The 23,343-nt window shown below is 61.1% G+C and carries 23 protein-coding genes and 1 pseudogene; 9 read left to right on the top strand and 15 right to left on the bottom strand.

What is annotated here, in order from left to right; all coding sequences use genetic code 11:
• Positions 1 to 17 precede the first annotated feature (17 nt).
• A complete protein-coding gene (locus JIO00_RS18130; protein WP_200666520.1) occupies positions 18 to 1,472 on the bottom strand; it encodes a flavin-containing monooxygenase in 1,455 nt (484 codons plus the stop codon).
• Positions 1,473 to 1,654: 182 nt separating this feature from the next.
• Between JIO00_RS18130 and JIO00_RS18125 the strand changes: the two genes are divergently transcribed.
• Positions 1,655 to 2,728, top strand: coding sequence for a diguanylate cyclase (locus JIO00_RS18125; protein ID WP_200666518.1), 1,074 nt, complete (start codon positions 1,655 to 1,657; stop codon positions 2,726 to 2,728).
• 123 nt (positions 2,729 to 2,851) lie between these two features.
• Positions 2,852 to 4,093: a M20/M25/M40 family metallo-hydrolase gene (locus JIO00_RS18120; RefSeq protein ID WP_172791276.1), complete on the top strand. Its 1,242-nt coding sequence runs from the start codon at positions 2,852 to 2,854 to the stop codon at positions 4,091 to 4,093.
• A 94-nt stretch (positions 4,094 to 4,187) separates the two neighbouring features.
• Here the strand turns inward: JIO00_RS18120 and JIO00_RS18115 are convergent, their stop codons facing one another.
• The 8 genes from JIO00_RS18115 to JIO00_RS18080 form a co-directional block, all read right to left on the bottom strand.
• Entirely contained in the window at positions 4,188 to 5,057 is an 870-nt protein-coding gene (locus JIO00_RS18115) for an isocitrate lyase/PEP mutase family protein (protein WP_010455567.1), read from the bottom strand.
• A gap of 335 nt (positions 5,058 to 5,392) precedes the next feature.
• On the bottom strand, positions 5,393 to 6,427 hold the full coding sequence (gene astA, locus JIO00_RS18110) for an arginine N-succinyltransferase (protein WP_010455566.1): 1,035 nt from the start codon (positions 6,425 to 6,427) through the stop codon (positions 5,393 to 5,395).
• A 61-nt stretch (positions 6,428 to 6,488) separates the two neighbouring features.
• Entirely contained in the window at positions 6,489 to 7,505 is a 1,017-nt protein-coding gene (locus JIO00_RS18105) for an arginine N-succinyltransferase (protein WP_200666516.1), read from the bottom strand.
• 119 nt (positions 7,506 to 7,624) lie between these two features.
• Positions 7,625 to 8,974 (bottom strand): APC family permease, encoded by a 1,350-nt coding sequence (locus tag JIO00_RS18100; RefSeq protein WP_077749072.1) that lies wholly within the window; start codon positions 8,972 to 8,974, stop codon positions 7,625 to 7,627.
• A gap of 56 nt (positions 8,975 to 9,030) precedes the next feature.
• A complete protein-coding gene (locus JIO00_RS18095; RefSeq protein ID WP_077749073.1) occupies positions 9,031 to 9,783 on the bottom strand; it encodes an N-formylglutamate amidohydrolase in 753 nt (250 codons plus the stop codon).
• On the bottom strand, positions 9,767 to 11,098 hold the full coding sequence (locus JIO00_RS18090; RefSeq protein WP_077749074.1) for a glutamine synthetase family protein: 1,332 nt from the start codon (positions 11,096 to 11,098) through the stop codon (positions 9,767 to 9,769). Before JIO00_RS18090 ends, JIO00_RS18095 begins: the two co-directional genes overlap by 17 nt.
• The gene (locus JIO00_RS18085) at positions 11,095 to 11,739 is read right to left on the bottom strand and encodes an isochorismatase family cysteine hydrolase (RefSeq protein WP_200666514.1); all 645 of its coding nucleotides are present in this window, start codon (positions 11,737 to 11,739) and stop codon (positions 11,095 to 11,097) included. Before JIO00_RS18085 ends, JIO00_RS18090 begins: the two co-directional genes overlap by 4 nt.
• Before the next feature lie 2 nt (positions 11,740 to 11,741).
• Positions 11,742 to 12,596, bottom strand: a complete 855-nt coding sequence (locus JIO00_RS18080; protein WP_077749076.1) for a MurR/RpiR family transcriptional regulator — start codon at positions 12,594 to 12,596, stop codon at positions 11,742 to 11,744.
• A gap of 341 nt (positions 12,597 to 12,937) precedes the next feature.
• On the opposite strand from JIO00_RS18080, the gene JIO00_RS18075 reads away from it, so the two are divergent.
• Positions 12,938 to 13,498 (top strand): histidine phosphatase family protein, encoded by a 561-nt coding sequence (locus JIO00_RS18075; RefSeq protein WP_169858090.1) that lies wholly within the window; start codon positions 12,938 to 12,940, stop codon positions 13,496 to 13,498.
• Positions 13,498 to 14,253, top strand: coding sequence for a precorrin-6A synthase (deacetylating) (cobF, locus tag JIO00_RS18070; protein ID WP_145308246.1), 756 nt, complete (start codon positions 13,498 to 13,500; stop codon positions 14,251 to 14,253). The genes JIO00_RS18075 and cobF overlap by 1 nt, the downstream gene beginning before the upstream one ends.
• 109 nt (positions 14,254 to 14,362) lie before the next feature.
• Here cobF and ftrA read toward each other — a convergent pair whose 3' ends face one another.
• Positions 14,363 to 15,337: a transcriptional regulator FtrA gene (ftrA, locus tag JIO00_RS18065; RefSeq protein WP_010455550.1), complete on the bottom strand. Its 975-nt coding sequence runs from the start codon at positions 15,335 to 15,337 to the stop codon at positions 14,363 to 14,365.
• 102 nt (positions 15,338 to 15,439) lie between these two features.
• On the opposite strand from ftrA, the gene JIO00_RS18060 reads away from it, so the two are divergent.
• Positions 15,440 to 15,874, top strand: coding sequence for a rhodanese-like domain-containing protein (locus tag JIO00_RS18060; protein WP_200666512.1), 435 nt, complete (start codon positions 15,440 to 15,442; stop codon positions 15,872 to 15,874).
• 191 nt (positions 15,875 to 16,065) lie between these two features.
• Here the strand turns inward: JIO00_RS18060 and JIO00_RS18055 are convergent, their stop codons facing one another.
• Positions 16,066 to 16,710 carry a type 1 glutamine amidotransferase gene (locus tag JIO00_RS18055; RefSeq protein WP_077749080.1) on the bottom strand — a complete coding sequence of 215 codons (645 nt, stop codon included), beginning with the start codon at positions 16,708 to 16,710 and terminating at the stop codon, positions 16,066 to 16,068.
• A 245-nt stretch (positions 16,711 to 16,955) separates the two neighbouring features.
• Between JIO00_RS18055 and JIO00_RS18050 the strand changes: the two genes are divergently transcribed.
• The 3 genes from JIO00_RS18050 to JIO00_RS18040 all read left to right on the top strand — a co-directional run bounded on the left by JIO00_RS18050 (position 16,956) and on the right by JIO00_RS18040 (position 19,951).
• The gene (locus tag JIO00_RS18050; RefSeq protein ID WP_077749081.1) at positions 16,956 to 17,735 is read left to right on the top strand and encodes an ABC transporter substrate-binding protein; all 780 of its coding nucleotides are present in this window, start codon (positions 16,956 to 16,958) and stop codon (positions 17,733 to 17,735) included.
• 202 nt (positions 17,736 to 17,937) lie between these two features.
• Positions 17,938 to 19,050, top strand: a complete 1,113-nt coding sequence (locus JIO00_RS18045) for a succinylglutamate desuccinylase/aspartoacylase family protein (RefSeq protein WP_102595347.1) — start codon at positions 17,938 to 17,940, stop codon at positions 19,048 to 19,050.
• Between the two features lie 184 nt (positions 19,051 to 19,234).
• Positions 19,235 to 19,951, top strand: a complete 717-nt coding sequence (locus tag JIO00_RS18040) for an alpha/beta hydrolase (protein ID WP_145308252.1) — start codon at positions 19,235 to 19,237, stop codon at positions 19,949 to 19,951.
• Positions 19,952 to 19,954: 3 nt separating this feature from the next.
• Here JIO00_RS18040 and JIO00_RS18035 read toward each other — a convergent pair whose 3' ends face one another.
• The 4 genes and pseudogenes from JIO00_RS18035 to JIO00_RS18020 form a co-directional block, all read right to left on the bottom strand.
• Positions 19,955 to 20,542 (bottom strand): hypothetical protein, encoded by a 588-nt coding sequence (locus JIO00_RS18035; protein WP_010455538.1) that lies wholly within the window; start codon positions 20,540 to 20,542, stop codon positions 19,955 to 19,957.
• A gap of 91 nt (positions 20,543 to 20,633) precedes the next feature.
• Positions 20,634 to 20,821, bottom strand: a pseudogene (locus tag JIO00_RS29860) (glutathione S-transferase family protein); the annotation flags it as partial.
• 41 nt (positions 20,822 to 20,862) lie between these two features.
• Positions 20,863 to 21,786, bottom strand: coding sequence for an aromatic amino acid exporter YddG (gene yddG, locus JIO00_RS18025; RefSeq protein WP_200666511.1), 924 nt, complete (start codon positions 21,784 to 21,786; stop codon positions 20,863 to 20,865).
• 56 nt (positions 21,787 to 21,842) lie between these two features.
• Positions 21,843 to 22,637 (bottom strand): hypothetical protein, encoded by a 795-nt coding sequence (locus JIO00_RS18020; RefSeq protein ID WP_145308255.1) that lies wholly within the window; start codon positions 22,635 to 22,637, stop codon positions 21,843 to 21,845.
• A 165-nt stretch (positions 22,638 to 22,802) separates the two neighbouring features.
• Here JIO00_RS18020 and JIO00_RS18015 point away from each other — a divergent pair, with 165 nt between their 5' ends.
• Positions 22,803 to 23,336 carry a chalcone isomerase family protein gene (locus tag JIO00_RS18015; protein ID WP_010455529.1) on the top strand — a complete coding sequence of 178 codons (534 nt, stop codon included), beginning with the start codon at positions 22,803 to 22,805 and terminating at the stop codon, positions 23,334 to 23,336.
• Positions 23,337 to 23,343: the final 7 nt, after the last annotated feature.

Raw genomic sequence — 23,343 nt, 5'->3', positions numbered from 1 at the left:
ATCTTCCTTTTACGTGTTCAGGACAAAATGTGGTCGGCGGGTTTCAGTGCCCGGGTCAACCGGTGATAGCTGAAACTGAACCCCGGGAACATGGCGATCACATGACCGCTCTTGCTTTGATACCAACTGTGGCAGCCCCCGGACTTCCAGACGGTGCGCTCCATTTCACGGTGGATCATCTCAGTGTAGGTACGTTCTGCCTCGGGGCGTACTTCGATGCTGCGCAAACCCTTTTCTTTCAGCGTGCGTATGCAATCGAGGATGTAATTCATCTGTGACTCGATGATGAACAGCGCCGAGGTGTGGCCGATGCCGGTATTGGGCCCGGTGACGATAAACAAGTTGGGAAAGTCCGGCAGGCTGGTGCCCAGATAAGCCCGCGGGTACTGGGCCCAGACGTCTTTGAGCCGGGTGCCGTTTTTACCGGTGACCGGGTAGGAAATCACCCCGTCGGTGGCGTCGTACCCGGTGGACCAGACGATCAGGTCCAGGTCGATGTGCTGACCGTCCTGAGTGACGATGCCGGTTTCGTCGATGGACGCGATGCCTTGTTCGCGGCTGTGCAGCGTCACGTTGCTGCGCCCGAGTGCCGGGTAGAGGGTGCTAGAGACGATCACTCGCTTGCAGCCGATGGTGAAGTCCGGTGTCAGTTTGCGGCGCAATTCGGGGTCAGGCACCTGGCGCTTGAGGAAGCGCAGGGCGTGTTGCTGGACCATGCGGATCGCCGGTTTCGAGTATTTGAAGGCAATCACCCGGGTTTCGAACTGCCAGTAGAGCATCCAGCGCAGCAGTTTGTACGCCGGTTTGAGGCCCAGCAGCCAACGCTGGAAAGGCCCGAAGGCACGGTCGGCGCGGGGCAACACCCAGTGCGGCGTACGCTGGAACACATGCAGGTGCTCGACGTCTGGTGCAATGGTCGGAATGACCTGGGCCGCACTGGCGCCGCTGCCGACGATGGCGACACGTTTGTGCCGGTAATCGAAGGTGTGATCCCAGTTGTTGGTGTGAAACGTCTTGCCCTGGAAGCGTTCCTGGCCTTCGAAATGAGGCACCACCGGTTGACTCAGCGGCCCCGTCGCGTTGATCAGGAACTGCGCGTAAAACGTGCCTTTGGCGCCGGTGTGCACCGCCCAGCGCTGGCCGTCGGCGTCCCATTCGATGCGCTCGACATTGGCTTGCAGTTCGACCTTGTCCCGCAGGCCGAAGTGCTCGACCACGTACTGGGTGTAGTGATGCAGTTCAGCCTGATCGGCGAACATTTGCGTCCAGCGGTAAGGGGCGAAGGACAGCGAATAGAGCGGCGAGGGCACATCGACGGCCGCGCCGGGGTAGGTGTTCTGGCACCAGGTGCCGCCAAAAAAGTCCCGTCGTTCCAGCAGGCGAAAATCGTCGATGCCTGCCTTGAGCAGATTGATCGCCGCGCACTGACCGCCAAAACCGCTGCCGATGATCAACACCTGAAAAGTCTGCATGGGTCTCCTTTATCGTTGTTTATCCAACTCTTCCTTCATGTATAGCCCAAACATGGCCGACAAAGACTGCGCAGGATTCAGGCTGCCCGCCGGTGATGGCTATTTAACGTTGCCCTGATAGACTCCCACCACACCCGCACCCCGTGTTTTGTCGGGTTCCGTTGTGTGACGCAGAGGCCCTTATGGGAAAAACGGGAGGAAAAGGGCTTTCACTGGCCAGAAGGCTCTATACGTCGCGAACCCTGGGCCTGGTCTTGGGCCTGTTGTGCGTAGGCGCGGCGATGTATCCACTCAACCCGGCGCCATGGGTCTGGGTGCTGATGGTGGTCAATGGCGTGCTCTGGCCGCATGTTGCCTATCAATGGGCGCGTCGGGCGAAGGTGCCGTTTCACGCCGAACATCGCAACATTCTCGTCGACGCCTTTCTCGGTGGATTCTGGGTCGCCGCCATGCAGTTCAATCCACTGCCGAGCGCGGCGACGCTGTCCATGATGGCCATGAACAACGTGGCGATCGGCGGTTTGCGGTTCCTGCTGGTGGGCACGGTTGCGCAGATTCTCGGGGTGGGTGTCGGCCTGCTGGTGTTCACACCGGCCTTCGTTGCGCAAACCAGCCCGTTGCAGCTCTACGCCTGTCTGCCCTTGCTGAGCCTGTATCCGCTGGCGCTGGGCTGGATCTGTTTTCAACAGGCCACCACCCTGGGCCGCCAAAAACGCGAATTGCTGGCCCTGAGCCGTACCGACAGCCTCACCGGCCTGCTGAACCATGGCGCCTGGAAAGACCAGCTGGAAGTTGAATTCCAGCGTTGCCAACGCCAGCAGCAGGGCGGGGCGATTGCGTTGATCGACATCGACCATTTCAAGACCATCAATGACACCTACGGCCATGTCGCCGGGGACATCGTGCTGCGGCAACTGAGCAAGATGCTCAAGCAGAACCTGCGGGCGACCGATGTGGCGGGGCGCTATGGTGGCGACGAATTCTGCGTGCTCCTCCCGGATTTGCCCCTCGACAGCGCAGCGGCTGCCATGGACGCCTTGCGTGATCGCTTCGCGACCCTGGGCTACGAGCAGAACCCGGCGCTGAAAGTCAGCTTGAGCATTGGCCTGGCGGCATTCGACCCGTCACACACCGACGCCACGTTGTGGCTCAATGATGCCGACCAGGCGCTCTACCAAGCCAAGACCACCGGCCGCAACCGCGTGATCTACCGCATAGACGGCAAACCCCATCACGAGCTGCTCGACCCGGTCTGAGGGCCTGCACACATCCCCCTGCGGGATCGGCCTCAGGTTCGTGTGCGTCGCATTCGGTCTAGAGCCTTGCGCCGTAGTCAGGTAGGGTGTTTTTGACCCCCGACACGAAACAAGGATCGATTCATGACGCTCAATCTCCCTCGTTCCCTGCTGGCCACCAGCCTTGGCCTGACCCTCGCCCTCGGCGCATTCGCCCCTGCAGCCTTCGCCGAACCCCACAAACAAGTCCTCGCTGACGCCGAACAGTACAAGGGTGAAGCCCTGAAACTGTTGGAGCGTCTGGTAAACATCGACTCCGGTTCCGGCTATGAACCCGGCCTGACGCAAGTGCGCGACATCGCCATCGACGAGTTGAAAAAACTCGGCGCCACCATCGAACTGGTACCCAACACACCGGACAAAAGCAGCCACGTGATCGCGACCCTCAAAGGCACCGGCAAGGCGAAAATCCTGCTGATGGCGCACATGGACACCGTGTTCAAGGAAGGCTCGGCCGCCGAGCGCCCTTTTCATATCAAGGACGGCCGCGCCTACGGGCCGGGCGTGATGGACGACAAGGGCGGCATCGTCGCCGGGATCTACGCACTGAAAGTCCTGAAAAACCTCGACTTCAAGGACTACGCTCAAATTACCTTCCTGCTCGATGCCAGCGAAGAGACCGGCTCGGACATCGCCACCGACCTGATCAAGAAAACCGCCAAGGCCCACGACGTGACCCTCAACCTCGAACCGGGCCGCCCGGCGGATGGTCTGGTGGTGTGGCGCAAAGGCAGCGCGACGGCGGTGGTGGAAGTCAAAGGCAAAGCCGCACATGCCGGTGTTGCGCCGGAGCTGGGGCGTAACGCGGCGATGGAGGCGGCGCACCAGATTCTGCAGCTCGGCAAACTGGGCGACGCCGAGAAGAAAACCACCATCAACTTCACCGTGATCAAGTCGGGCGACCGCACCAACGTGATTCCGGACCAGGCCACGGCCAAGGCCGACGTGCGGGCGGCGGTACCCGAAGAGTTCGACCGGATCGAGAAGGACCTGGCGCGGGTGTCCAAGGACAAGCTGATTCCTGATACCGAAGTCACCACCACGCTACAACGCGGTTTGCCACCGATGCCGCAAACGGCGGAATCGGATCGGCTGATGGCCATGGCTCAGGGGATTTACGGCGAGATCGGGCGCAAGTTGACGGAAGAAGGCAGCGGCGGGGCGGCAGACGCCAGCCTCTCGGCCGGGGTGGGTACGCCGACACTGGATGGGTTCGGGATTGTCGGCGGCAATATTCATACGCCTGAAGAATACGCGGAGGTGGAGAGCGTAGCGCCGCGGATTTATCTGCTGTCGCGGATGATCATGGAGTTGGCGAAGCGCTGAAAATTGTTCCCTGTGGCGAGGGAGCAAGCTCCCTCGCCACAGGGATTTTTGGTGTTAGTAAAATCGATGTCCTACAGCGCAACAAGCAGCAGCGCTATTCCTTCACACTCATGAACTCTTCCGCCCAACGGATATATTCCTCAGGCTGCGTATACGTATGAGTCAGCTCGGTAGCGCTCAAATCCGACGCCTGGGTAAAGATCTGCCGTTGTTCGCGCAGGCTGTCATACGTTGCCTTGATCGCCGCGAAGTACGCGCCATGACCATCAATGGTCACCCGCACGCCCAGTTCGGCCAGGCGTTTGTCATCGCGCAGCAGCGGGTTGCCGTAGGTGACCAGCATCAGTGGCACGCTCAGGTGTTCGGCAATCTGTTCGAGGTGATCGAAGTCCCGCACGCCCACCATGCAAATCCCGTCCGCACCGGCCTGCTGGTAATGACAGGTGCGGCTGATGACTTCCTGAACCGGCAGGATCCCGGCGTTGGTACGCGCGATGATCGCCATTTCCGAGTCGACCCGGGCTTCCAGTGCCGCGCGAATCTTGCCGACGCCTTCCGCCACGCCGATCAGGTCGGTGGATTTGCGGCCGAATTGCGCCGGCAACAGGGTGTCTTCGATGGTCAGGGCGGCGATGCCGGCGCGTTCCAGTTCGACGATGGTGCGCATCACGTTGAGCGCGTTGCCGTAGCCGTGGTCGGCGTCGGCGATGACCGGCAATTGGGCCACTCGACCGATGCGCGTGGCCTGTTCGGCGAACTCGCTGAGAGTGATCAAGGCAAAGTCGGGAGCGCCCAGCACCTGCAACGAGGCAACAGAACCGCCGAGGATGCCCACTTCAAACCCCAGGTCAGCGGCAATGCGGGCCGACATCGGGTCGAAGACCGACGCCGTGTGATAGCAGGTGTTGGAAGCAAACAGCTCGCGGAAGTTACGGCGCAAATCTTGATGAGAAAGCCTGGACATATGAGTTCCACCAATACAAAGGAATGGAAAGGCTTGAGCAAAGGTGTCAACGCCGAAGGAACAAAAGGCTATCACGCGAAGGAGGGGAAGATGATGACGAATTTTGCTGGGGGGCTCAGATAGACGCGGACCTCTGTGCCGAGCGGGTTTACCTGTGGCGAGGGAGCTTGCTCCCGTTCGGCTGCGCAGCAGTCGTAAAACGATGGGGGCGGTGTGTCTGGAAAAATAGATTAGGGTGGCAGTTTTGGGGCCGCTTCGCAGCCCAACGGGAGCAAGCTCCCTCGCCACAGGTGAACCCCACTCACCACAAGGGTGGCGGAGGACTCAGGATCTGATCACGCTGCCACCGCCTGCTGTTGCCGATTGGGTAACGGCACGGCCCGTACCGAGTTACCCGGTTGCAGTTGCAGGCGTTTGGCCGTGAGTCGGTCGACGACCAGGCTGTTGCCCACCAGCCTGGCCTGGGCGGTGGTGATGCGGCAGTTTTCCAGGCGGCGATTGTGGATCAGCCACACCGGGGCCTGCTCGTCGGGCGTGCCGATAGCCAAAACCAGCGGTTGGCTGTCGCGCACGGTGCGGATTTTCGCGACCGGGGCTTCGATCACTGGGCCTGCGTCGAAGATGTCGATGTAACCCTGATGCACAAAACCTTCGGCCTTGAGGATTTTCAGTGCCGGTTCGGTGTTTGGGTGGGCCTGGCCGATGACGGCCTGGGCCTGTTCGGTGAGCAGGCACGTGTAAAGCGGCTGGCGCGGCATCAGTTCGGCGATGAACGATTTGCTGCCCAGCCCCGACAAGTGATCGGCGTGGCTGAAATCCATCTTGAAGAAGTGCCGGCCCAGGCTGTCCCAGAACGGTGAACAGCCGTGTTCGTCGGCGCTGCCGCGCAGTTCGGCGATGAGTTTGTCGCCGAACAGGTGGGGGAACTCGGCCACGAACAGCAAGCGCCCCAGGGACAGCAACCGACCGTTGCTGCCGTGGCGTTGATCAGGGCGCAGGAACAGTGAGCAGATTTCCGATTGCCCGGTCATTTCATTATTCAGGAACAGCGTCGGAATCTGCCGTTGAATACCCAGGTCCGGCGACGAACTGACGGTCAGCCCGACCCGATAGTTGTACCAGGGTTCGCGCAGGCCAACGGCACCGGCCAGCGCACTGATGCCGACCACTTGCTGATCGTCATCTTCCAGCACGAACAGGTAATCGGCATCGGCACGCTCGACCTGCTCGGCGAAGGTCCGCTGGGCCCAGCGCACCCGGTGCACCAGGCGTTCTTCGTTGGCCGGCAGGGTGGTAAACCCGGGGCCGGCCTGTTGCACCAGATCCATCAAGGCGGGCAGGTCGGTGATGCGAACCGGGCGGACAATCATGATGCAGCTCCTTCTTCGCGCCAGTTCGGGCGCTGTCGTTGGGCATGGGGCCGGGTGCTGCTCACAGGGCAATCAGCCGGATCGGGCTGCCATCGGTGACGTTCAGGGCGGCACACATCTCGGCGCTCAACCCCACCGGTTGCCCGGCCTGGACATTCAACTCGGCGACGATCGCGCGATAGTCCTTCAGCGCGTCATTGCTCACCAGGTAACGGCCGCACGCATCGATCAGCGAAGTCCGTTGCGCCGTGCCGGTCTGGCTTTGGGCGATGGAGAGAATGTTCGAGGTGCGCGCGTACAGCGTCGGCCCACCGTCAAACAGGTCGATGTAGCTGTTGGTTTCAAATCCCTCACGCTCAAGAATATCGAAGGCCTCCTGGCCATCGGGGTGGATCCGGCCGATGCAATCCTGCGCAGCCTGGGGCAGCATCGGCACGTAGATCGGGTATTGCGGCATCAGTTCGGCGAGGAAGGTCCGGCTCTCCAGACCGCAGAGCCGCTCGGCTTCGGCGTAGGGCAGGTCGAAGAAATGCTTGCCCAGCGCATCCCAGAACGGTGATTGCGCCTCCTCGGTGCTGAAGCCGACGATCTCGGTGATCACCGCTTGCGCAAAACGCTGCGAATGGGCGGCAATGAACAACAGGCGCGCCCGGGACAGCAACTCCGAAAACGCTGTGCGCACCAGCGCTGTTTCGATGTGAAAGCCCCGTAGCAAGGTGTGGCCGCTGAGGTCCTGACACAACGACAACGCCGGTACGCCGTGCTCGATGTTCAGCTCCCGGGAGGCGCTGTTGAAGTGACGGTTGCGCAAACTGTAGAACGGTTCGTTGAAGCCGGCGGTGGCAAGGATCTCCGAGCACCCCACCAGACGCCGGGCCGCGAGATCCTCCAGCACGAAGAAATAGTTCTCCGGGCCATGACCTTCCACGTCTTTGTCGAACGATGCGCAGGAGTCGAGAATCCTCAGGCGCAGGCGTTCAGTGTCATCCGGCAAGGACGTGACTCCGACCAGGCTGTCGCGCGCCAGTTGCTGTAACTGGGGCAGGTCGGCTAACTCGACTGGGCGTAAGACCAGCATGGATGTACTCCTGTATCAAAGGGTTCGGCGCTGTGTGCCGAACCTGACTATCACTGTCGGTTTCCACGCATTAAATCGGCGGTCGCCTGATTTCTTGTCAGACGCCGCTCTTTTTCTTGTCAGCCGTTGCTCGGGTCGGGCAACGCTGTGCTGGCGCCTAGTTTGTTGAGGAAAAACAGATACACCAGGCCCAGGGCAATCCAGATCAGTCCGAGTTTTTGTGCATCGACCCCCATGTTGTACATGATGGCCGCGACGATGATGAAGCCAACCACCGGGCAGACCAGGTGACGGATCACCTGGCCGGACTTCTGCCGACGCCAGTAGTAATTGATCACGGTCAGGTGCAGCAACATGAAACCGCTCAGCGCGCCGAAGTTCACCAGCGAAGTGAGGGTGTCCACCGAGTTGATGAACAGGTAGCAGATCACCAGCGACAGCACCGCTACGAGGTAAATGCTCAGGTAGGGGGTGTTGTGTTTCGGGTGAACCTTGGCCAGCACTTTCGGTAGCTTGCCGTCCCGGGCCATGCCGAACAGCAGACGCGATACCGCCGCTTGCGAGGTGATGGCAACTGCCACGCCCCAGGCCAGGGCGGTGGCCACGCCAGTCAGGGTTGCCAGCCAGCTGCCGGCAGCGATTTCGGCGATTTCATAGAACGCGGTGTCGGCGGAGGTGAAGCCCATGCCGGCCGCCAGGTCTGTGGCAATCCAGGTTTGCACGACGAAGATCACGCCCATCACCAGCAGCGTAATCAGCGCTGCCTTGCCGACGCTGCGGCCAGGGTCGCCCTTGATTTCTTCGGCGAGGGTGGAGATCGCATCGAAACCGAGGAAGGACAGGACCGCAATCGACACGGCTTGCATCAGCAGGGCGAAATTGAAGGTGTCCGGGTTGTACAGCGGCGCCAGGGTCAGTTGACCGTTACCGCCGCCGCTGTGCAGCGCATTCCAGGCGTAGAACAGGAAGATCCCCAGCACCACCAGTTGCGCCAGCAGAAAGACAATGTTCATGCGGGCAGTGAATGTAATCCCCCGCAGGTTGACGAACGTCGCGCTGACCAGAAACGCCAGAATGAAACCGACCTTGGGGATGTCAGGGTAAAGGTGATTCAGCGCCATGGCCGCGTACACGTAGAGCAGCGGTGGAATCAGCAGGTAATCGAGCAGCATCAGCCAGCCGGCGATAAACCCGACGTGCGGGTTGAGGCCGCGTTGCGCGTAGGAATACACCGAGCCGGCAATCGGAAAGGCCCGCGCCATGCTGCCGTAACTCAGGGCGGTGAACAGCATCGCCACCATGCCGATGATGTAGGCCAGCGGCACCATGCCGGGTGCTTCGGCGTTGACGTAACCGTACACACCGAATGGGGCGATGGGGATCATGAAGATCATCCCGTACACCACCAGGTCAGTCAGCGACAGGCTACGTTGCAACTCTTGCTTGTAGCCGAATTCTTCTAATTCCATGAAGCCCTACTCCTTGGGATGAAAGCAGCTGCATGCTGCGGGTTTGACGCGATTTCTTACAACAGCGGAGCCAGATAACCTGCCCAGCGACTGACGTTTTCAGCGGTGCGCAGCAGATCGTTGCGCACCTCGATCAACACCGATTCCAGTCCCCGTGCATCGCCGTGGACCGGCACGGTCATGTCGCCCAGCGGGTTGATTTTGTACGGCTCATTACTGGCAACCTTCAAGGGGTGCTGGCTCAACCCGTCAATCAATCGTTGGGCGTAGTCCCTGGCTTCGCCAAACAGCACGCCGACTTCCAGCGCGCGCGGTTGGCCGTGGAAAACCGGGGTGAAACTGTGAATGCCGACCACCCGGACCGGCTGCCCTTGGGCGATTCGTTGGTCGATCAAGGTTTGCAGCCGGGCATGAAACGGCTTGAACAGGCATTCGCGGCGGTACTCGCGCGTGACTTCGTCCAGATCCCGATTACCCGGTATCGGATAAATCTCGCTCTGCAGCGGGATGCTGTCCGGGGCATGGCGCGGGCGGTTGAGGTCAATCAAGAGCCGTGAGTAATTGGCCGCCAGCAACGTCGCCCCCAGTGCCTGGGACAAACCTTCAGCAAGCGCCAGCGCACCAATGTCCCAGGCGATATGCTCGCGGGCCGCGTCGTGACTCAGGCCCAGGTCATTCAACCCGGGTGGAATAAAACGGCTGGCGTGTTCACACACCAGAATCAACGGGTGCGCCGAGTCTTCGCGGCTCAGGGTGTACGCGGGCTCGGTGTACAGGCCAAGTTCGGCGGATTCAGTACAGGCGTGCATAGTGCTCACAGCGTTCGGCGGGGGACAGCTGTTCCGTCAGCGTCAGTTCCTCGGTTTTAAGGGCGAACCAGGTGTCCATCAACGCGCTCGGCAGGGCTTCGATCAGCGCCTCGCTATTGCGCAGGCACTCGAGCGCCTCGGCAAGGGAGGCGGGCAGGGCGACGATGCCGTGGGCCTGGCGTTGTTCTTCGTTCAGGGAATCGGGGATTTCATCGGTGATCGCGTTCAAGGCCAGGCGTTGCTCGATGCCCAGGCGACCGGCGATCAGCAGCGCGGCCATCGCCAGGTGCGGCGACGCCGTGGCGTCCATGGCGCGAAATTCCAGGTTGTATTGCGCCGCCACCGATTTGCCGCCCAGGCTCACGGTCGGGCAGATCCGCAGCGCCGCTTCGCGGTTGCGCTGGCCGAGGCAGGCGTAGGAGGCGCTCCAGTGATGCGGCTGCAAGCGCTCGTAGGACACCGGTGTCGGTGCGGTAAACGCGCACAACGCTGGCAAGTAATGAAGGATGCCGGCGGCCCAGTGCTGGCCGAGGGTCGACAGGCCATTGATCGTGCCGGCGTCGTACATCAGCGGTTGGCCGTCCAGATCCAACAGGCTGACATGCAGATGGACGCCGTTGCACACGGCATGTTCGGACGTCTTCGGCGCGAAGCTCACGTCCAGGGCCATCTGCCGGGCGATCTCGCGGGTGATCTCGCGCACGTTCACCGCACGGTCCGCAGCGGCCACGCCGAGGGCGGGGCGGCAGGTGATTTCGTATTGATGCTTGCCGTATTCGGGCAGGAACATTTCCGGTTCGACGCCACCGGCGCGCAGGGCGCTGAGCAGCCAGCCACCGAACTCGGCGCCCTGACGCTGGGCCTCAAGGGAGAACGCCAGTTGATCGGCCGCGCCGCTGCTCAGGTTGAATTCATGTTCGAACGCGGCGTTGACCTGCAAGCCCAATTCGGCGCGATACCGCTGCACTTCATTGCGCAACAACGTGCGTGGGCAGGCGCCCCACGGGCGGCCATCGGTTTCGTGAATGTCGCTGTGGATGAAGTCCAGCGCCGGGGCCGCGGCATCCGGGCCGTTACTGACTGTCACCCGGCTGCTCAGGTCGGGAATCAGGCGTAAATCGCCATAAGCGCCCCACGGGTTGGTGGAGGCGATGATGTCTTGCGGAGTCAAGGCGCTGTTGGCCGGCACCCAGCCGCAGCCCGTCGCCAGGTAATGTTCAAGTTCGTCCGTCGGGAACGAACGGCCACGGGTCACGCCGATCAGGTCGGTGGTGACGAGGGTGGTCATGGGCAGCGGCGACAGGCGTTCGCTCATGCTTGCATCTCCTGCAACCGGCCGAGCACGGTCTGGGTGTCGGTGATCCAGCAGTAACCCTTGATCGCGTTCAGGCAGGATTGATGACGCTCCGGCGTGTAGGTCGCGCAGGCATCCTCCACTAGCGTCACCAGGTAACCACGGTCGGCGGCGTCACGCACCGCCATGTCCACGCACTGGTCGGTGACGATGCCGGCGATGATCAGGTGCCGCGTTTCAAGGTTGCGCAACACGTAGTCGATGTTGGTGGAGTTGAAGACCCCGGAAGAAGTCTTGGGCAAGACGATTTCGTTTTCTGTCGGCGTCAGGTCGTCGATGATCCGCGCCGGGGGGCTGCCCTTGGGCAAGTGCATGTCCGAGAGCTTGTGGTCCAGCGAGCGGTCGCGGCCGTCGGCGGTCAGGCTTTCGATGATCGTGTGCAGCACATTTTGCTGCGCGCTGCGAAAGGCACTGAGCAATCGGCGTTGATTGGGCACCACCTGCATGTGGGTGCGGGTCAGGAAGTATTCGCCATCCGGTCCGTTGAGGTGCGGGTCGAACTGCGGTTCGAGCCAGGCACGCTGCATGTCCACCAGCAACAGCGCGGTGTGATCGGCAGTGAACGGCAAGTCCCGGGGCGAGTGGTGGGGGAGCGTGAACATCCTTATTTATCCTCCAGCAGGTGGGTGGCGAAATCGGTTCGCAGGGCATCGATGCCTTCCAGGCGATCGGCCAGCTCCGGGCTGCGCAGGGTCAGGCAGGCAATCAGCGCCTCGATCTGGGCCAGCGCCGGGACCATGGTGTCGAAGGCCGACACCGATTCCACCGGCGCACTGATAATCAGGTCGGCCATTTCCCGCAGCGGTGAAGCATAGATGTCCGTGAACAACACCACCCGGGCGTATCGGCTTTTCGCCGCATTGGCTACGCGCAAGGCCTGTGACTGGTAGCGGCGATAGTCGAACACCAGCACCACGTCCTGACGCTGCACGTCGAACAGCCGGTCCGGCAGTTGTGCGTTGTCTTCCAGGGCGAAACAGCCCGGGCGCAGCAGGCGCAAATGGTTGAGCAAATAATTGGCGAGGAAACTGCTGAAGCGCCCGCCAAAGCAGTGAACCTGATGACGGGTATCGAGCAGCCACTGCACCAGAATCCGCACATCTTCGGGTTGGGTCAGCGCATGGGTATCCACCAGCGCCCGATGGGTCTCCGCCAGGTAATGGCTCCAGGCGTCGTCTTTCTGAACATGAGAACGAAGCTGCAACAGGGCGCTGGGGGACCGGAGGCGGTGGTCCATGTCACTGAGCAAGGCATCCTGGAAATCGGCGTAACCGCTGAAACCCAGTTTTTTCACCAGCCGTACAATGGTGGGGTCGCTGACACCGGCATGTTCGGCCAAGCGTGACATCGGTCCCAGCCCGTTACGCGGGTATTGGTCCAGCAAGGCACGGATGACTTTGCGTTCCGCCGGCGTAAGGTCCAGGGCGGGATCGGTGATCAGGTCTCTGAGAGAGGGCATCCGGGCTCCTGCTGGATGGGTATGTCGGTTTTGTTTCATAAATCGCTAAAACAGTATTTATGTAGCGCATGCTACATGTCTAGCGAATTTTTCCGTGGTTTTTTAAGGCCCCAAAATGGGGCGAAAAGCCCGTGCGCTGAGGGCTACACGGAAGTCGACTGGCTTTGTAGTCCATCGCCCACACGGGTGTCAGAGATTGCCTAACTTAATGGGTTAAACAAGCTCGCGTCGCGTCGGTACTGATGCAAACGAAACGCCCTGGATCAAGCGTCTTGCGGCACAATTGCGTGATTATCGGCGGCATCGAGTCGTTTTCCATTTCATCGACAGGGTGATAAACCGTGCAGGCAACCCGTTTGACCCTGATGTGCCACGCGCGAACAGTCGCACAAAAATTGGCGAGTTTTCCTACGAATGAGCCGTTGGAATTTTATGGCCAATTGGCAAAGGGTTCGCGCAGCGGTCAGTTCGAGGGGGCGCCACGGGTGCTCTGTGGGCCGGAGTTGCGCACGCAGCAGACCGCCGAGTTGTTTGGCAATGACGTTGAAATCGTTTCGGCACTGAGGGATTGTGACTTCGGACGGTGGAGCGGGGTGCGGATCAATGACCTGCAAAAGTCCGAACCCGAGGCACTGCAAACCTGGCTAGATGATCCGACCTCGGCGCCCCATGGCGGTGAGTCGGTCGCGCAACTCTGTGAACGCGTGGCGCAGTGGCTCCAGGCCCTTGTGGCAACACCGGGGCATGTCCTTGCCATCACCCATCCCTTTGTCATTCGCGCAGCACTGACGCAGGTGTTGCAGGCCAAGGCATTCAACCTGATCGACGTCGAACCGTTGTCGGCCGTCGAGTTGCGGTTCACCGGCCGCTGGCGCCTGCGCTTGCTTGAAGGAGAAATTTGATGAAGAAGCTGCTGGTCATCGGCATCGGCGCCGGCAACCCTGACTACATCACAATGCAGGCCGTGAAGGCGCTGAACCTCGTCGACGTGTTTTTCCTGATGGACAAGGGCCAGAGCAAGGACAAATTGATCGACCTGCGCCGTGAGATCTGCGAGCGCTTCATCACCGGTCACGACTACCGCTTCGTCCAAGCCCATAGCCCGGAACGCGAGCGCGGGGAGGTGGACTACAAGACCAGTGTCGACGATCTGAACCTCGCCAAGCAGCAGACCTTCGAGCGGCTGATCAATGAGGAACTGTCCGACGGCCAGTGCGGCGGTTTTCTGGTGTGGGGCGATCCGGCGTTGTACGACAGCACCCTGCGGATTTTGCAGGCAATCCTGGCCTCGGGCCGTTGTGCGTTCGAGTATGACGTGATCCCCGGTATCACCAGCGTTCAGGCGCTGGCGGCGCAGCACAAGGTACCGCTGAATCGCATCGGCCGCTCAATTGAAATCACCACCGGCCGACGGCTGGCAGCGGGGCAAGTGAGCGATGCCGACAGCCTCGTGGTGATGCTTGATGCCGAGGATTCCTACCATCAAGTGGCGGATCAGGAGACGGAGATTTACTGGGGCGCGTATCTGGGGACGCCGGATGAAATCCTGATCAGCGGCAAGCTCAAGGACGTGGCGCCGGAGATTGAGCGGGTGCGCAAGGCGGCGCGGGTGGCGAATGGGTGGATTATGGATACTTACCTGTTGCGCAAGCCTTGAGGTAAACGGTGCCTGAGCTGATGTCTTCGCGGGCAAGCCTCTCTCCTACAGGTATTGCGTCGCCTTTGTAGGAGCGAGGCTTGCCCGCGAAGAGGCCCTCAACCGCACCTCAAATAATGGCTTTGACCCCACGCCCAAACCGCTCCCGATAGACTGACGGCGGCACGCCCACCACCCCACGAAACGCCACGCGAAAGCTTTCCACCGAGCGATACCCACACTGCGCGGCAATCTGGTCGGTGTTTTGCCCGGTGCTCTCCAGCAACTCCTTCGCCCGCGCCAGCCGCTCATGCTGCAACCACGCCTTGGGCGGCATGCCGGTGGCCTCGGTAAACCGACGCAGGAACGTGCGTTCACTCATGGCCGCCTCGCTCGCCAGTTCGCGAACCTCCAGCGGTTCGTGCAAGCGTTCCCGTGCCCACTGCATGACACGGGACAAATCGCTGCGCGGCGTCGGGCTGACGGGCGTAGGAATAAACTGCGCCTGACCGCCGGTGCGTTGCGGCGACATCACCAGGCGCCGCGCCACTGAGTTGGCAACCTGCGTGCCTAAGTCCCGCGTCACCAGGTGCAGGCACGCATCGATCCCCGCCGCGCTGCCCGCCGAGGTGATCAATTGACCGGAATCGACATAGAGCACATCCGGGTCCACCCGAATGTTCGGAAAACGTTCGGCCAACTCAGCGGCATAGCGCCAATGGGTGGTGGCGCCATGACCGTCCAGCAGGCCGGTCGCCGCCAGCACAAACACACCGGAGCAGATCGACAGCAACCGCGCTCCCCGCGCATGCGCCTGGCGCAGGGCGGCGAGCACGTGTTCCGGTACCGGCGCGTTGCGATCACGCCAGCCGGGAATGATGATCGTGCGGGCCTCTTCGAGCAGTTCCATGCCGCCATCGGCCAGCACCTGAATCCCGCCCATGGCGCGCATCGGGCCCTGATCCACGGCGACGATACGATGCTCGTACCAAGGGAAGTCGAACTCCGGCCGCGCCAGGCCGAAGATCTCCACGGCGATGCCGAATTCGAACGTACAGAGGCCGTCGTAGACCAGAATCGCGACCAATCCAGGGTTCGGTTGCATTTGGCGGAAAGTTCCCGGTAAGTGTCTTGTGCGCCACTGTAGCCGCAAGCGTCGGGCGGATAAAGTCTTCTCATACCCACTCAAGACTTTGGAGTACAGCCCATGACCAGCCAGGTCCGCGCCATTCCCGCAGCCCCTTCGGCCATTGCCCTGATGCACTTCAGCAACCGTCTGACCTTTGAAACCGATTGTTCCGACGTGTACAGCAGCCAACAGGCCGGCGATGTGGATTTTGTCCTGGTGGACGTTCGCGGACCGTTAGCGTTCGAACGCGGGCATGTGCCCGGCGCGATCAACATTCCCGGACGCCTGCTCACCGCCGAGAGCCTGGCGGGTTACCCGACGTCCACCTTGTTTGTGGTCTATTGCGCCGGGCCGCACTGTAACGGTGTGCACAAGGCGGCGGTGAAGCTGGCGGCGCTGGGTTACCCGGTCAAGGAGATGATCGGCGGCGTGACCGGGTGGCTGGATGAGGGGCTTGAGTTGAGTGTTGCAGTGCGACAGCCTGCCACCACCGTCATCGGCTGCGAATGCTGACATTCAGACAGCGCTGAACCATCGTGGCGAGGGAGCTTGCTCCCGCTGGGTTGCGCAGCAGCCCCGCAATCTTGCCAATTGTCGAAGATTTTTTGGGAGCGCTTCGCACTCCAGCGGGAGCAAGCTCCCTCGCCACAAAAGCTCCGTTGCCACAAAGGCTCACTGGCCACAGGAGCCCGTCAATCCTTAGTTCAGCGACTGCTTGAGCACGCTGCCCACCACCCATCCAGCGTTGCCTGCAACCATTCGAACACGGCTGCATGGGCGGCGCTGTCCTGTTGCCCCCGAGGCAACGGCGACTCCTCTCCAAAGTGCGCATTGAGCATGGCCACCGACTCCGCATTCCACTCTGGATGAAACTGCAAGCCCACCCGCGTCGGCCCCACGCGATACATCTGCTGTTCACATTGATCGCTGCTGGCCAGCACTTGCGCATCAGGCGGCAAGTCGATTGCGTCTTCGTGCCACTCCAGCACCTTCAGCGTCCGGCCATCGACGAACGTCACGGTGGTCCAGCCGGTTTCGGACCGATCCATCCGCCGCACGTTTCCACCCAGGCTCAGCGCCAGCAACTGCGCCCCCAGACAAATCGCAAACACCGCCGCGCCCTGATCCAGGCTGGCCGCCAGCCACTGCCGTTCTGCTTCCAGCCACGCCGGCCCGGCGTTGGATTCATAAGGTCCGCCCAGCACGATCACGGGCGCCGCGCTAACCGGCGGTAACTGGCCGAGGTCGGCGCGAAAGATGTTCAGCGTCACCCCTCTGGACGCTGCCCAATTGGCAATGGCGCCTGGACCTTCGGCGGGGTGGTGCTGGATCAGATTCAAGGTGGGCATCGGTACTCTCTGTAGTTTTTGCGTGTAGGTTTTGTCTGAAAAAAGGGCTTGTCCTACAGTCCTTGCACCGCCTTGGCGCACGCTTCAAGGGCTTTGAATGGAGCAGCCACGTTTCTATAAGTATTTGTCGCTTAAAAACAATTTGCCCATTAGAAGCCATTCTAGACTGCCGGCCACTTCGATCTTCACCGACCGAAAGTCATTCGAAAGCTGCCAATAAAAGCCTCCGCACACAGGAGTTATAAATGAAGAAGCTAGTGATGTTTGGTGCCTTGGCACTGTCGATGTTGTCCCTGACCGCCGTGGCCGATGACGCCAAGCCGATCCGCATTGGTATCGAAGCCGGTTACCCGCCATTCTCGATGAAAACCCCTGACGGTAAACTCACCGGTTTCGACGTCGATATCGGCGACGCGCTGTGCGAGCAGATGAAAGTGAAGTGCACCTGGGTCGAGCAAGAATTCGATGGCCTGATCCCGGCACTGAAAGTGAAGAAAATCGACGCGATCCTGTCGTCCATGACCATCACTGACGATCGTAAGAAGAACGTCGATTTCACCATCAAGTACTACCACACCCCGGCCCGTTTCGTGATGAAGGCAGGCACCGACATCAAGGACCCACTGACCGAACTCAAGGGCAAGAAAGTCGGTGTGCTGCGCGCCAGTACCCACGACCGCTTCGCCACCGAAGTGCTGGTTCCGGCCGGTATCAACCTGGTTCGCTACGGCTCCCAGCAGGAAGCCAACCTGGACATGGTGTCCGGTCGCGTAGACGCGCTGCTGGCCGACTCGGTCAACCTGGACGACGGTTTCCTGAAAACCGACGCCGGTAAAGGCTTCGCTTTCGTCGGCCCGACCTACGAAGACGCCAAGTACTTCGGCGGCGGCGCCGGTATCGCTGTGCGCAAGGGCGATACTGCGCTGGCCGACAAATTCAACACCGCCATCACCGAAATCCGCGCCAACGGCAAGTACAAGCAAGTGCAAGACAAGTACTTCGACTTTGACGTTTACGGCCAGTAATCACGCCGTTCAAAAAAGTGGCAACCGTTGACGCGGTTGCCATTTTTTATGCCCTCTCTGTGTTGAAATGAAATCCCTTGTGGGAGCGAGCCTGCTCGCGAAATCGGTCGTTCAGCTGCATTTATGTTGACTGACCCACCGTTTTCGCGAGCAGGCTCGCTCCCACAGGTGATTTTCGCCGTTCAGCCATTCAGGAGTGACCATGCAACGCATCGACCATCCTCTGCCCTGGAGCCACCTGGGCACCGAACGCACCCTCAGCGTGTTTCGTTACGGCGCGGGTCCTCGCAAGGTTTACATCCAGGCCAGCCTGCACGCTGACGAGTTGCCCGGTATGCGCACAGCCTGGGAGCTGAAGAAACGCCTGGCCGAACTCGAAACCCAGGGCCAGTTGCAGGGCGTGATCGAGCTGGTGCCGGTGGCCAATCCGATCGGTCTTGACCAGCACCTGCAAGGCAGCCATATGGGGCGCTTCGAGCTGGGCAGCGGCAAGAACTTCAACCGCGCCTTCGTTGAACTCAGCACCCCGGTGGCCGCATTGATTGGCGACCAGTTGGGTCAAGATGCGCAGGCCAACATCGCGCTGATTCGCCAGACCATGGGCCAAGTCCTCGACGACTTGCCGGCACCGGCTTCGCAGCTGGAAGCCATGCACCGCCTGCTGCTGCGGCACGCCTGCGAGGCTGACATCACGCTGGACCTGCATTGCGATTTCGACGCGGCCATTCATTTGTATGCGTTGCCACAACACTGGCCGCGGTGGCAATCCCTGGCCGCGCGTCTGAAGGCCGGGGTGGCGTTGCTCTGTGAAGACTCCGGCGGCAGTTCATTCGATGAGTCCTGCTCGTCGCCGTGGCTGCGCCTGGCGCGGGCCTTCCCCGAGGCGGCGATTCCCCCGGCCAATCTGGCGACGACGCTGGAACTGGGCAGCATGGGCGATACGCGAGTCGATCAGGCCCAGGCCAATTGCGAGGCGATCCTGGGGTTCCTCGCCGAGCAGGGCTTCATCACGGGCACCTGGCCTGCGGCACCCAGCGAGTGCTGTGAAGGCATGCCGTTCGAGGGCACCGAATACCTGTTTGCACCGCATCACGGTGTCGTCAGTTTTCTGCGTGATTCGGGTGAGTGGGTGGAGAAGGGCGATGCGCTGTTTGAGGTGGTTGATCCGCTGAGCGACCGCGTGACAACCGTGCGCGCCGGGACCAGCGGTGTGTTGTTTGCGATTGATCGCGGGCGGTATACGCAGCCGGGGACGTGGCAGGCGAAGGTGGCGGGGCGTGAGGTGATTCGGGTGGGGAAACTGGTTAACGACTGAGGGTTGTCGCCATTGCCAAAGGCCTCTTCGCGAGCAGGCTCGCTCCCACAGGTTTGATGTGCGACACACGTCCACTGTGGGAGCGAGCCTGCTCGCGAAGACGGCATCAACAGCGCCACAAATCCCCTTGCTGTGCGCACAGTGTTAGGCTCCCCCCGAATCCTGCACTTGTGAAGGAAGGTTTATGTTGAAGTTTCTCGCTCTGCTGACGCTGCTGGCCTCGGCCACCGTCCACGCTGAACCCCCGCTGCACACTGATCTGCCGCTCAAATACCTTGAGCAGGCCCATCCCGAGTCCCGCCACCAGCCCCTGGTGATTTTCCTCCACGGTTACGGCAGTAACGAGCAGGACCTGTTCGATATCAAGGATCAATTGCCTGCGCAATACACCTTCCTGTCAGTGCGGGCACCGATGGTGATGGAGGAGGGCAGTTACAAGTGGTTTCGCGAGAAGGGCAACGCTGCCTACAACGGTGAGACCGATGATCTGAAGGCCAGCGGCCAGGTGCTGCTGGACTTCATTGCACAGGCGGCGAAGAAGTATCACACCGAACCCGACAAGGTCTTCCTGGTGGGTTTCAGCCAGGGCGCGATCATGTCCTACGAGGTGGCGCTGCGTCATCCCGAAGCCGTTGGCGGGATTGCGGCGCTGAGCGGGCGGATTCTGCCGGTGCTGAAATCCGAACTCAAACCGGATGAAAAACGCCAGAAGCTGGCGATCTTCATCGGTCATGGCACGGCAGACAAACGCTTGCCGTACATCGACGGCACCGAGGCCAACAGCCTGTTACAGAGCCTGTCTCTCAAGCCTGAATTTCATGCCTACCCCGGTGTCGGTCACAGCATCAGTGCCACCGAAATGCAGGATTTGAGCGCCTGGTTGCAGCGCCTCAACCCTTGAAGCTTATTTGCCGCTGACGATCTGCTTGACCAGCGTCTCGTGGCCGCCGTTGTCGCTGAGGCGGGAAATCACCTGAACGATCGCCATGCGCGTGTTGGACGCGGCCATCACTGTGGTGTCGAGGGTTTTGCCGCCGCCCTGGGTGGCGGTGCTGTCGATCTGCCGCAAGCCCAGACCGGTGCCTTTCTGCGTCAGGCTTTTTTCGCTGAGTTTGGTGAAGTCCGGCAGCGCCTTGGCTTGTTCTGAGGCGAAGTCGGCCGCTGCGGAGTCGAGGAACGGACCGTCGTTATCCTTGACGTTGGCGCCACCGGGGATGGTGTTTTCAGCGGCGATTACGACGGTTTTGGTGGTCTGGTTGGTGTACATGGTGCCCGTTGCCCCGGCTGTACCGGTAGCCGCGTCGCCGGCCGGGAGCGGGTTGGCGATGAAGCCCTTGGGCAGGGTGAACTTGAACTTGCCGCCGAGCATCGAGACCACTTGCGCGGGCGCTTTATCGCTGGCGGTGGCCTTGGCGGCAGAGGCATTCAACGCCCCCAGGCTGGCGGCCGCCGTCAGTAACAGGACAACGGCTTTTTTACTCAACAATGACATTCGGAAACTCCAGGGATGATCGCGCATTCGCCGCAATCATCCCATGGAACACGATTTGTAGCAGCTGCCGAAAACCATCCTCGCCACAGTCTCAGGCCTGATTTTGCGCAAACAGTTATGACGGGTTTCTTCGTTGAACTCGGCCTTGAACACCCATTTCTCCTTCAGATCCTGCGCACGCTGGGCGCCCGGGCGGGCGCTGATTTCATCGGACAGACGCTTGACGTTCGGGTCGGCCGCCAGGCCGTTCTCGCCGAGGATGTAATGCGCGTAGCCAGACGCTTCAAGTAGCAGGGCAACGTTCATCGGGTTCGGCAGCTTTACTCGTTCGGAACAATTGAACGTGTTGCGGGCACTCTATCGCTTGCGCTCGACGTGGCGATCACCGCCCCCGCGATGATCAACACGGCAGGGATGATCAGGATCGGACCGGCCTGGCTGCGTCCCACGGCAAGCAGCAATAACGTCGATATCAACGGTGCCAGATAGGAAAGCGCCCCCAGCGTCGCCAGACTGCCGTGTTTGGTGGCGTGGTCCCAGGCAAGAAATGCCAACCCGACCGGCCCGAGGCCAAGCACCACAATCGCGGTCCATTGGCCGGGATCAGGCAGTACCGTGGTTTCGAAGGCCAGATGGCAAATCAGACCGGACACGGCCGACATACCGCAGATCCCGCCGATGATGCTGCTGGGCACGTTGTTGAACCGTCGGTTGATCACCGAGTAACCGGCCCAGATCACCGCACAGCCGAAGGCCGCGAGATAACCGGCGATGGGCATCGAGGCGCCAGCCTCCGGGCCGTGTTGTTGCATGATGAACGCGGTGCCGGCCAGCCCCAGCAGTGCGCCGAGCATTTGCCGTTTGTGCAGCTTTTCTCCGGCCGAGAACGCCGAGAGCAGCACCAGCAACAGCGGCCACAGGTAGTTGATCAGACTGGCTTCGGCCGCCGGGGCTACTTTGAGCGCGAAAAAATACAGCGCGTGATAAACGAAAATGCCCACGAACCCGGTCACCCATACCGCCCAGGGCTGTCGCCAGCTACTGAAGCCGGCGAGCCCGCGCCGACCCAGAATCACCAGGCTCGCCACAAACGCTATGCCGAAGCTCAGTGTCAGCAGTTCAAAGGGCGGAATGCCTTCGGTGAGGGTGGTCAACAGCGCGAGGCAGGACCAGAGAACTATCGCGATCACGCCAACGGCGGTGGCTGAGTGGGGGGGACGGACGAGGGACGATGCGAGACTCATGTCTGTTCCTTCAGCACGTAGCGGGCGACATCCTGACCCTCTGGATGTGAAGGAGCTTAGCGTTTGATCGCTGATCGTCCAGTCTCGGTCGTCGAGTTGATCGGTCGCGCCAGCAAGCGCCTGGTTATGCCCAACATCCCCACGGACACCGCAACACCGAGGGCAAAGGCGCTCATGCCCATGTCGGGCAACGCCAGCGCCAACACCAGGCAAAACGCCGCGAACGAATACATGCCGGTCGCCGTCGCCCGCAGCAATGCTGCCGTAAACGCCGGGCCGCGGGTTTGCTGGGAAAACACCGCCATCACGCTGCCGAGTACCGGGAACACCGCGAGCAAACCGCTCCAGCCTTCGCCGACGGTGCTGGCGAGTAAGGTCACGGCGAGGGTGAGCAGGGCGCCGGCCATCATGCGCAGCAGCAGTCTGTCGGACTTCGGCGCCGGGCCTGTAACGATGGGTTGCACACTGGGAAACAGGTACGGCGCCGCCAGCAGCGCGGTGGCGGCCGCGATCACCGAGAACATCAGCGAGGGGGGTATCAGCGAGAGCACCACGGCCACGGCGGACCAGACCAGCAGTGAAATGGTCAACGCCCATGGCCATCCTGCCCGTTGAGCGACTTGGGCGTAGGTCACGCAGAAGGCAATCATCGCGGACATCGCCGACAACGCCGCCGTCGCTGATTGAGCGGCGAACACCTGGCCTTGTTCGATGGCAAGGAAGAACAGAATCGGCCCGACCACCACCGGCAATCCCGACAGCCAACCGGCCACGCTGGGGCCCCAGCGTTTGCCAGCCAGGGAAATCAACAAGAGGAAGCCTGGAATCACCAGCAGCTTGAGCATCAGCACGCACACGTCTCCGACCTGAGTGAGGCGCCAACGTTAGCACTGCGGACGCAGGATTTCTCTAGGAATGAGGGGGTTTTGTATACAAAACTTGCAACTCAAATAATTGTACAAAACGTAGCTTTGCGTATAAGTTTTTAACAGATGCCCATGGTGAGAAAAAACGCGATGAACAGACTCCGGTTGCGCCTGTATCACGGTGTGTTGTTGCTGGGATTGTCATGCACCCAGGCCTTGGCCAATTGGCAGGAGGCATTGCCCGGCGCGCAGATCATCGGTGCCGGCGAGTTTCGGGTGTTCGGATTCGATGTCTACAACGCTCGGCTCTGGAGTGCGGCCCGGCCTTTGGCACCAGATCAGCCGTTTGCCTTGGAGCTGATCTATCAGCGCAGCATTTCCCGCGATGATTTGGTGCAGGCCAGTGTCGATGAAATCAAGCGGTTGTCCGGCGCCTCGGTCAGCACCGAGCAACTCGAGCGCTGGAAGGTGCAGATGCAACAGTCGTTCGTCGACGTAAAAGCCGGCATGCGCATTACCGGCGTTTATTTGCCGGGGCAGGGCGCGCGGTTCTTTGTCGGCCAGCAGCCGCAACACGAAGTGAAAGACCCGCAATTCGCCCGGGCCTTTTTCGATATCTGGCTCGACCCACGTACACGTAATCCGGAGTTGCGCCAGCAGTTGCTGGGCAGCGCCAAGCCTTGAGGTGCAT

Source organism: Pseudomonas sp. SW-3 (assembly GCF_016615645.1).
In the GTDB taxonomy this organism is placed as follows: domain Bacteria; phylum Pseudomonadota; class Gammaproteobacteria; order Pseudomonadales; family Pseudomonadaceae; genus Aquipseudomonas; species Aquipseudomonas mandelii.
The sequence above is the reverse complement of the archived record's forward strand: the minus strand, read 5'-3'. Positions and strand labels throughout refer to the sequence as shown.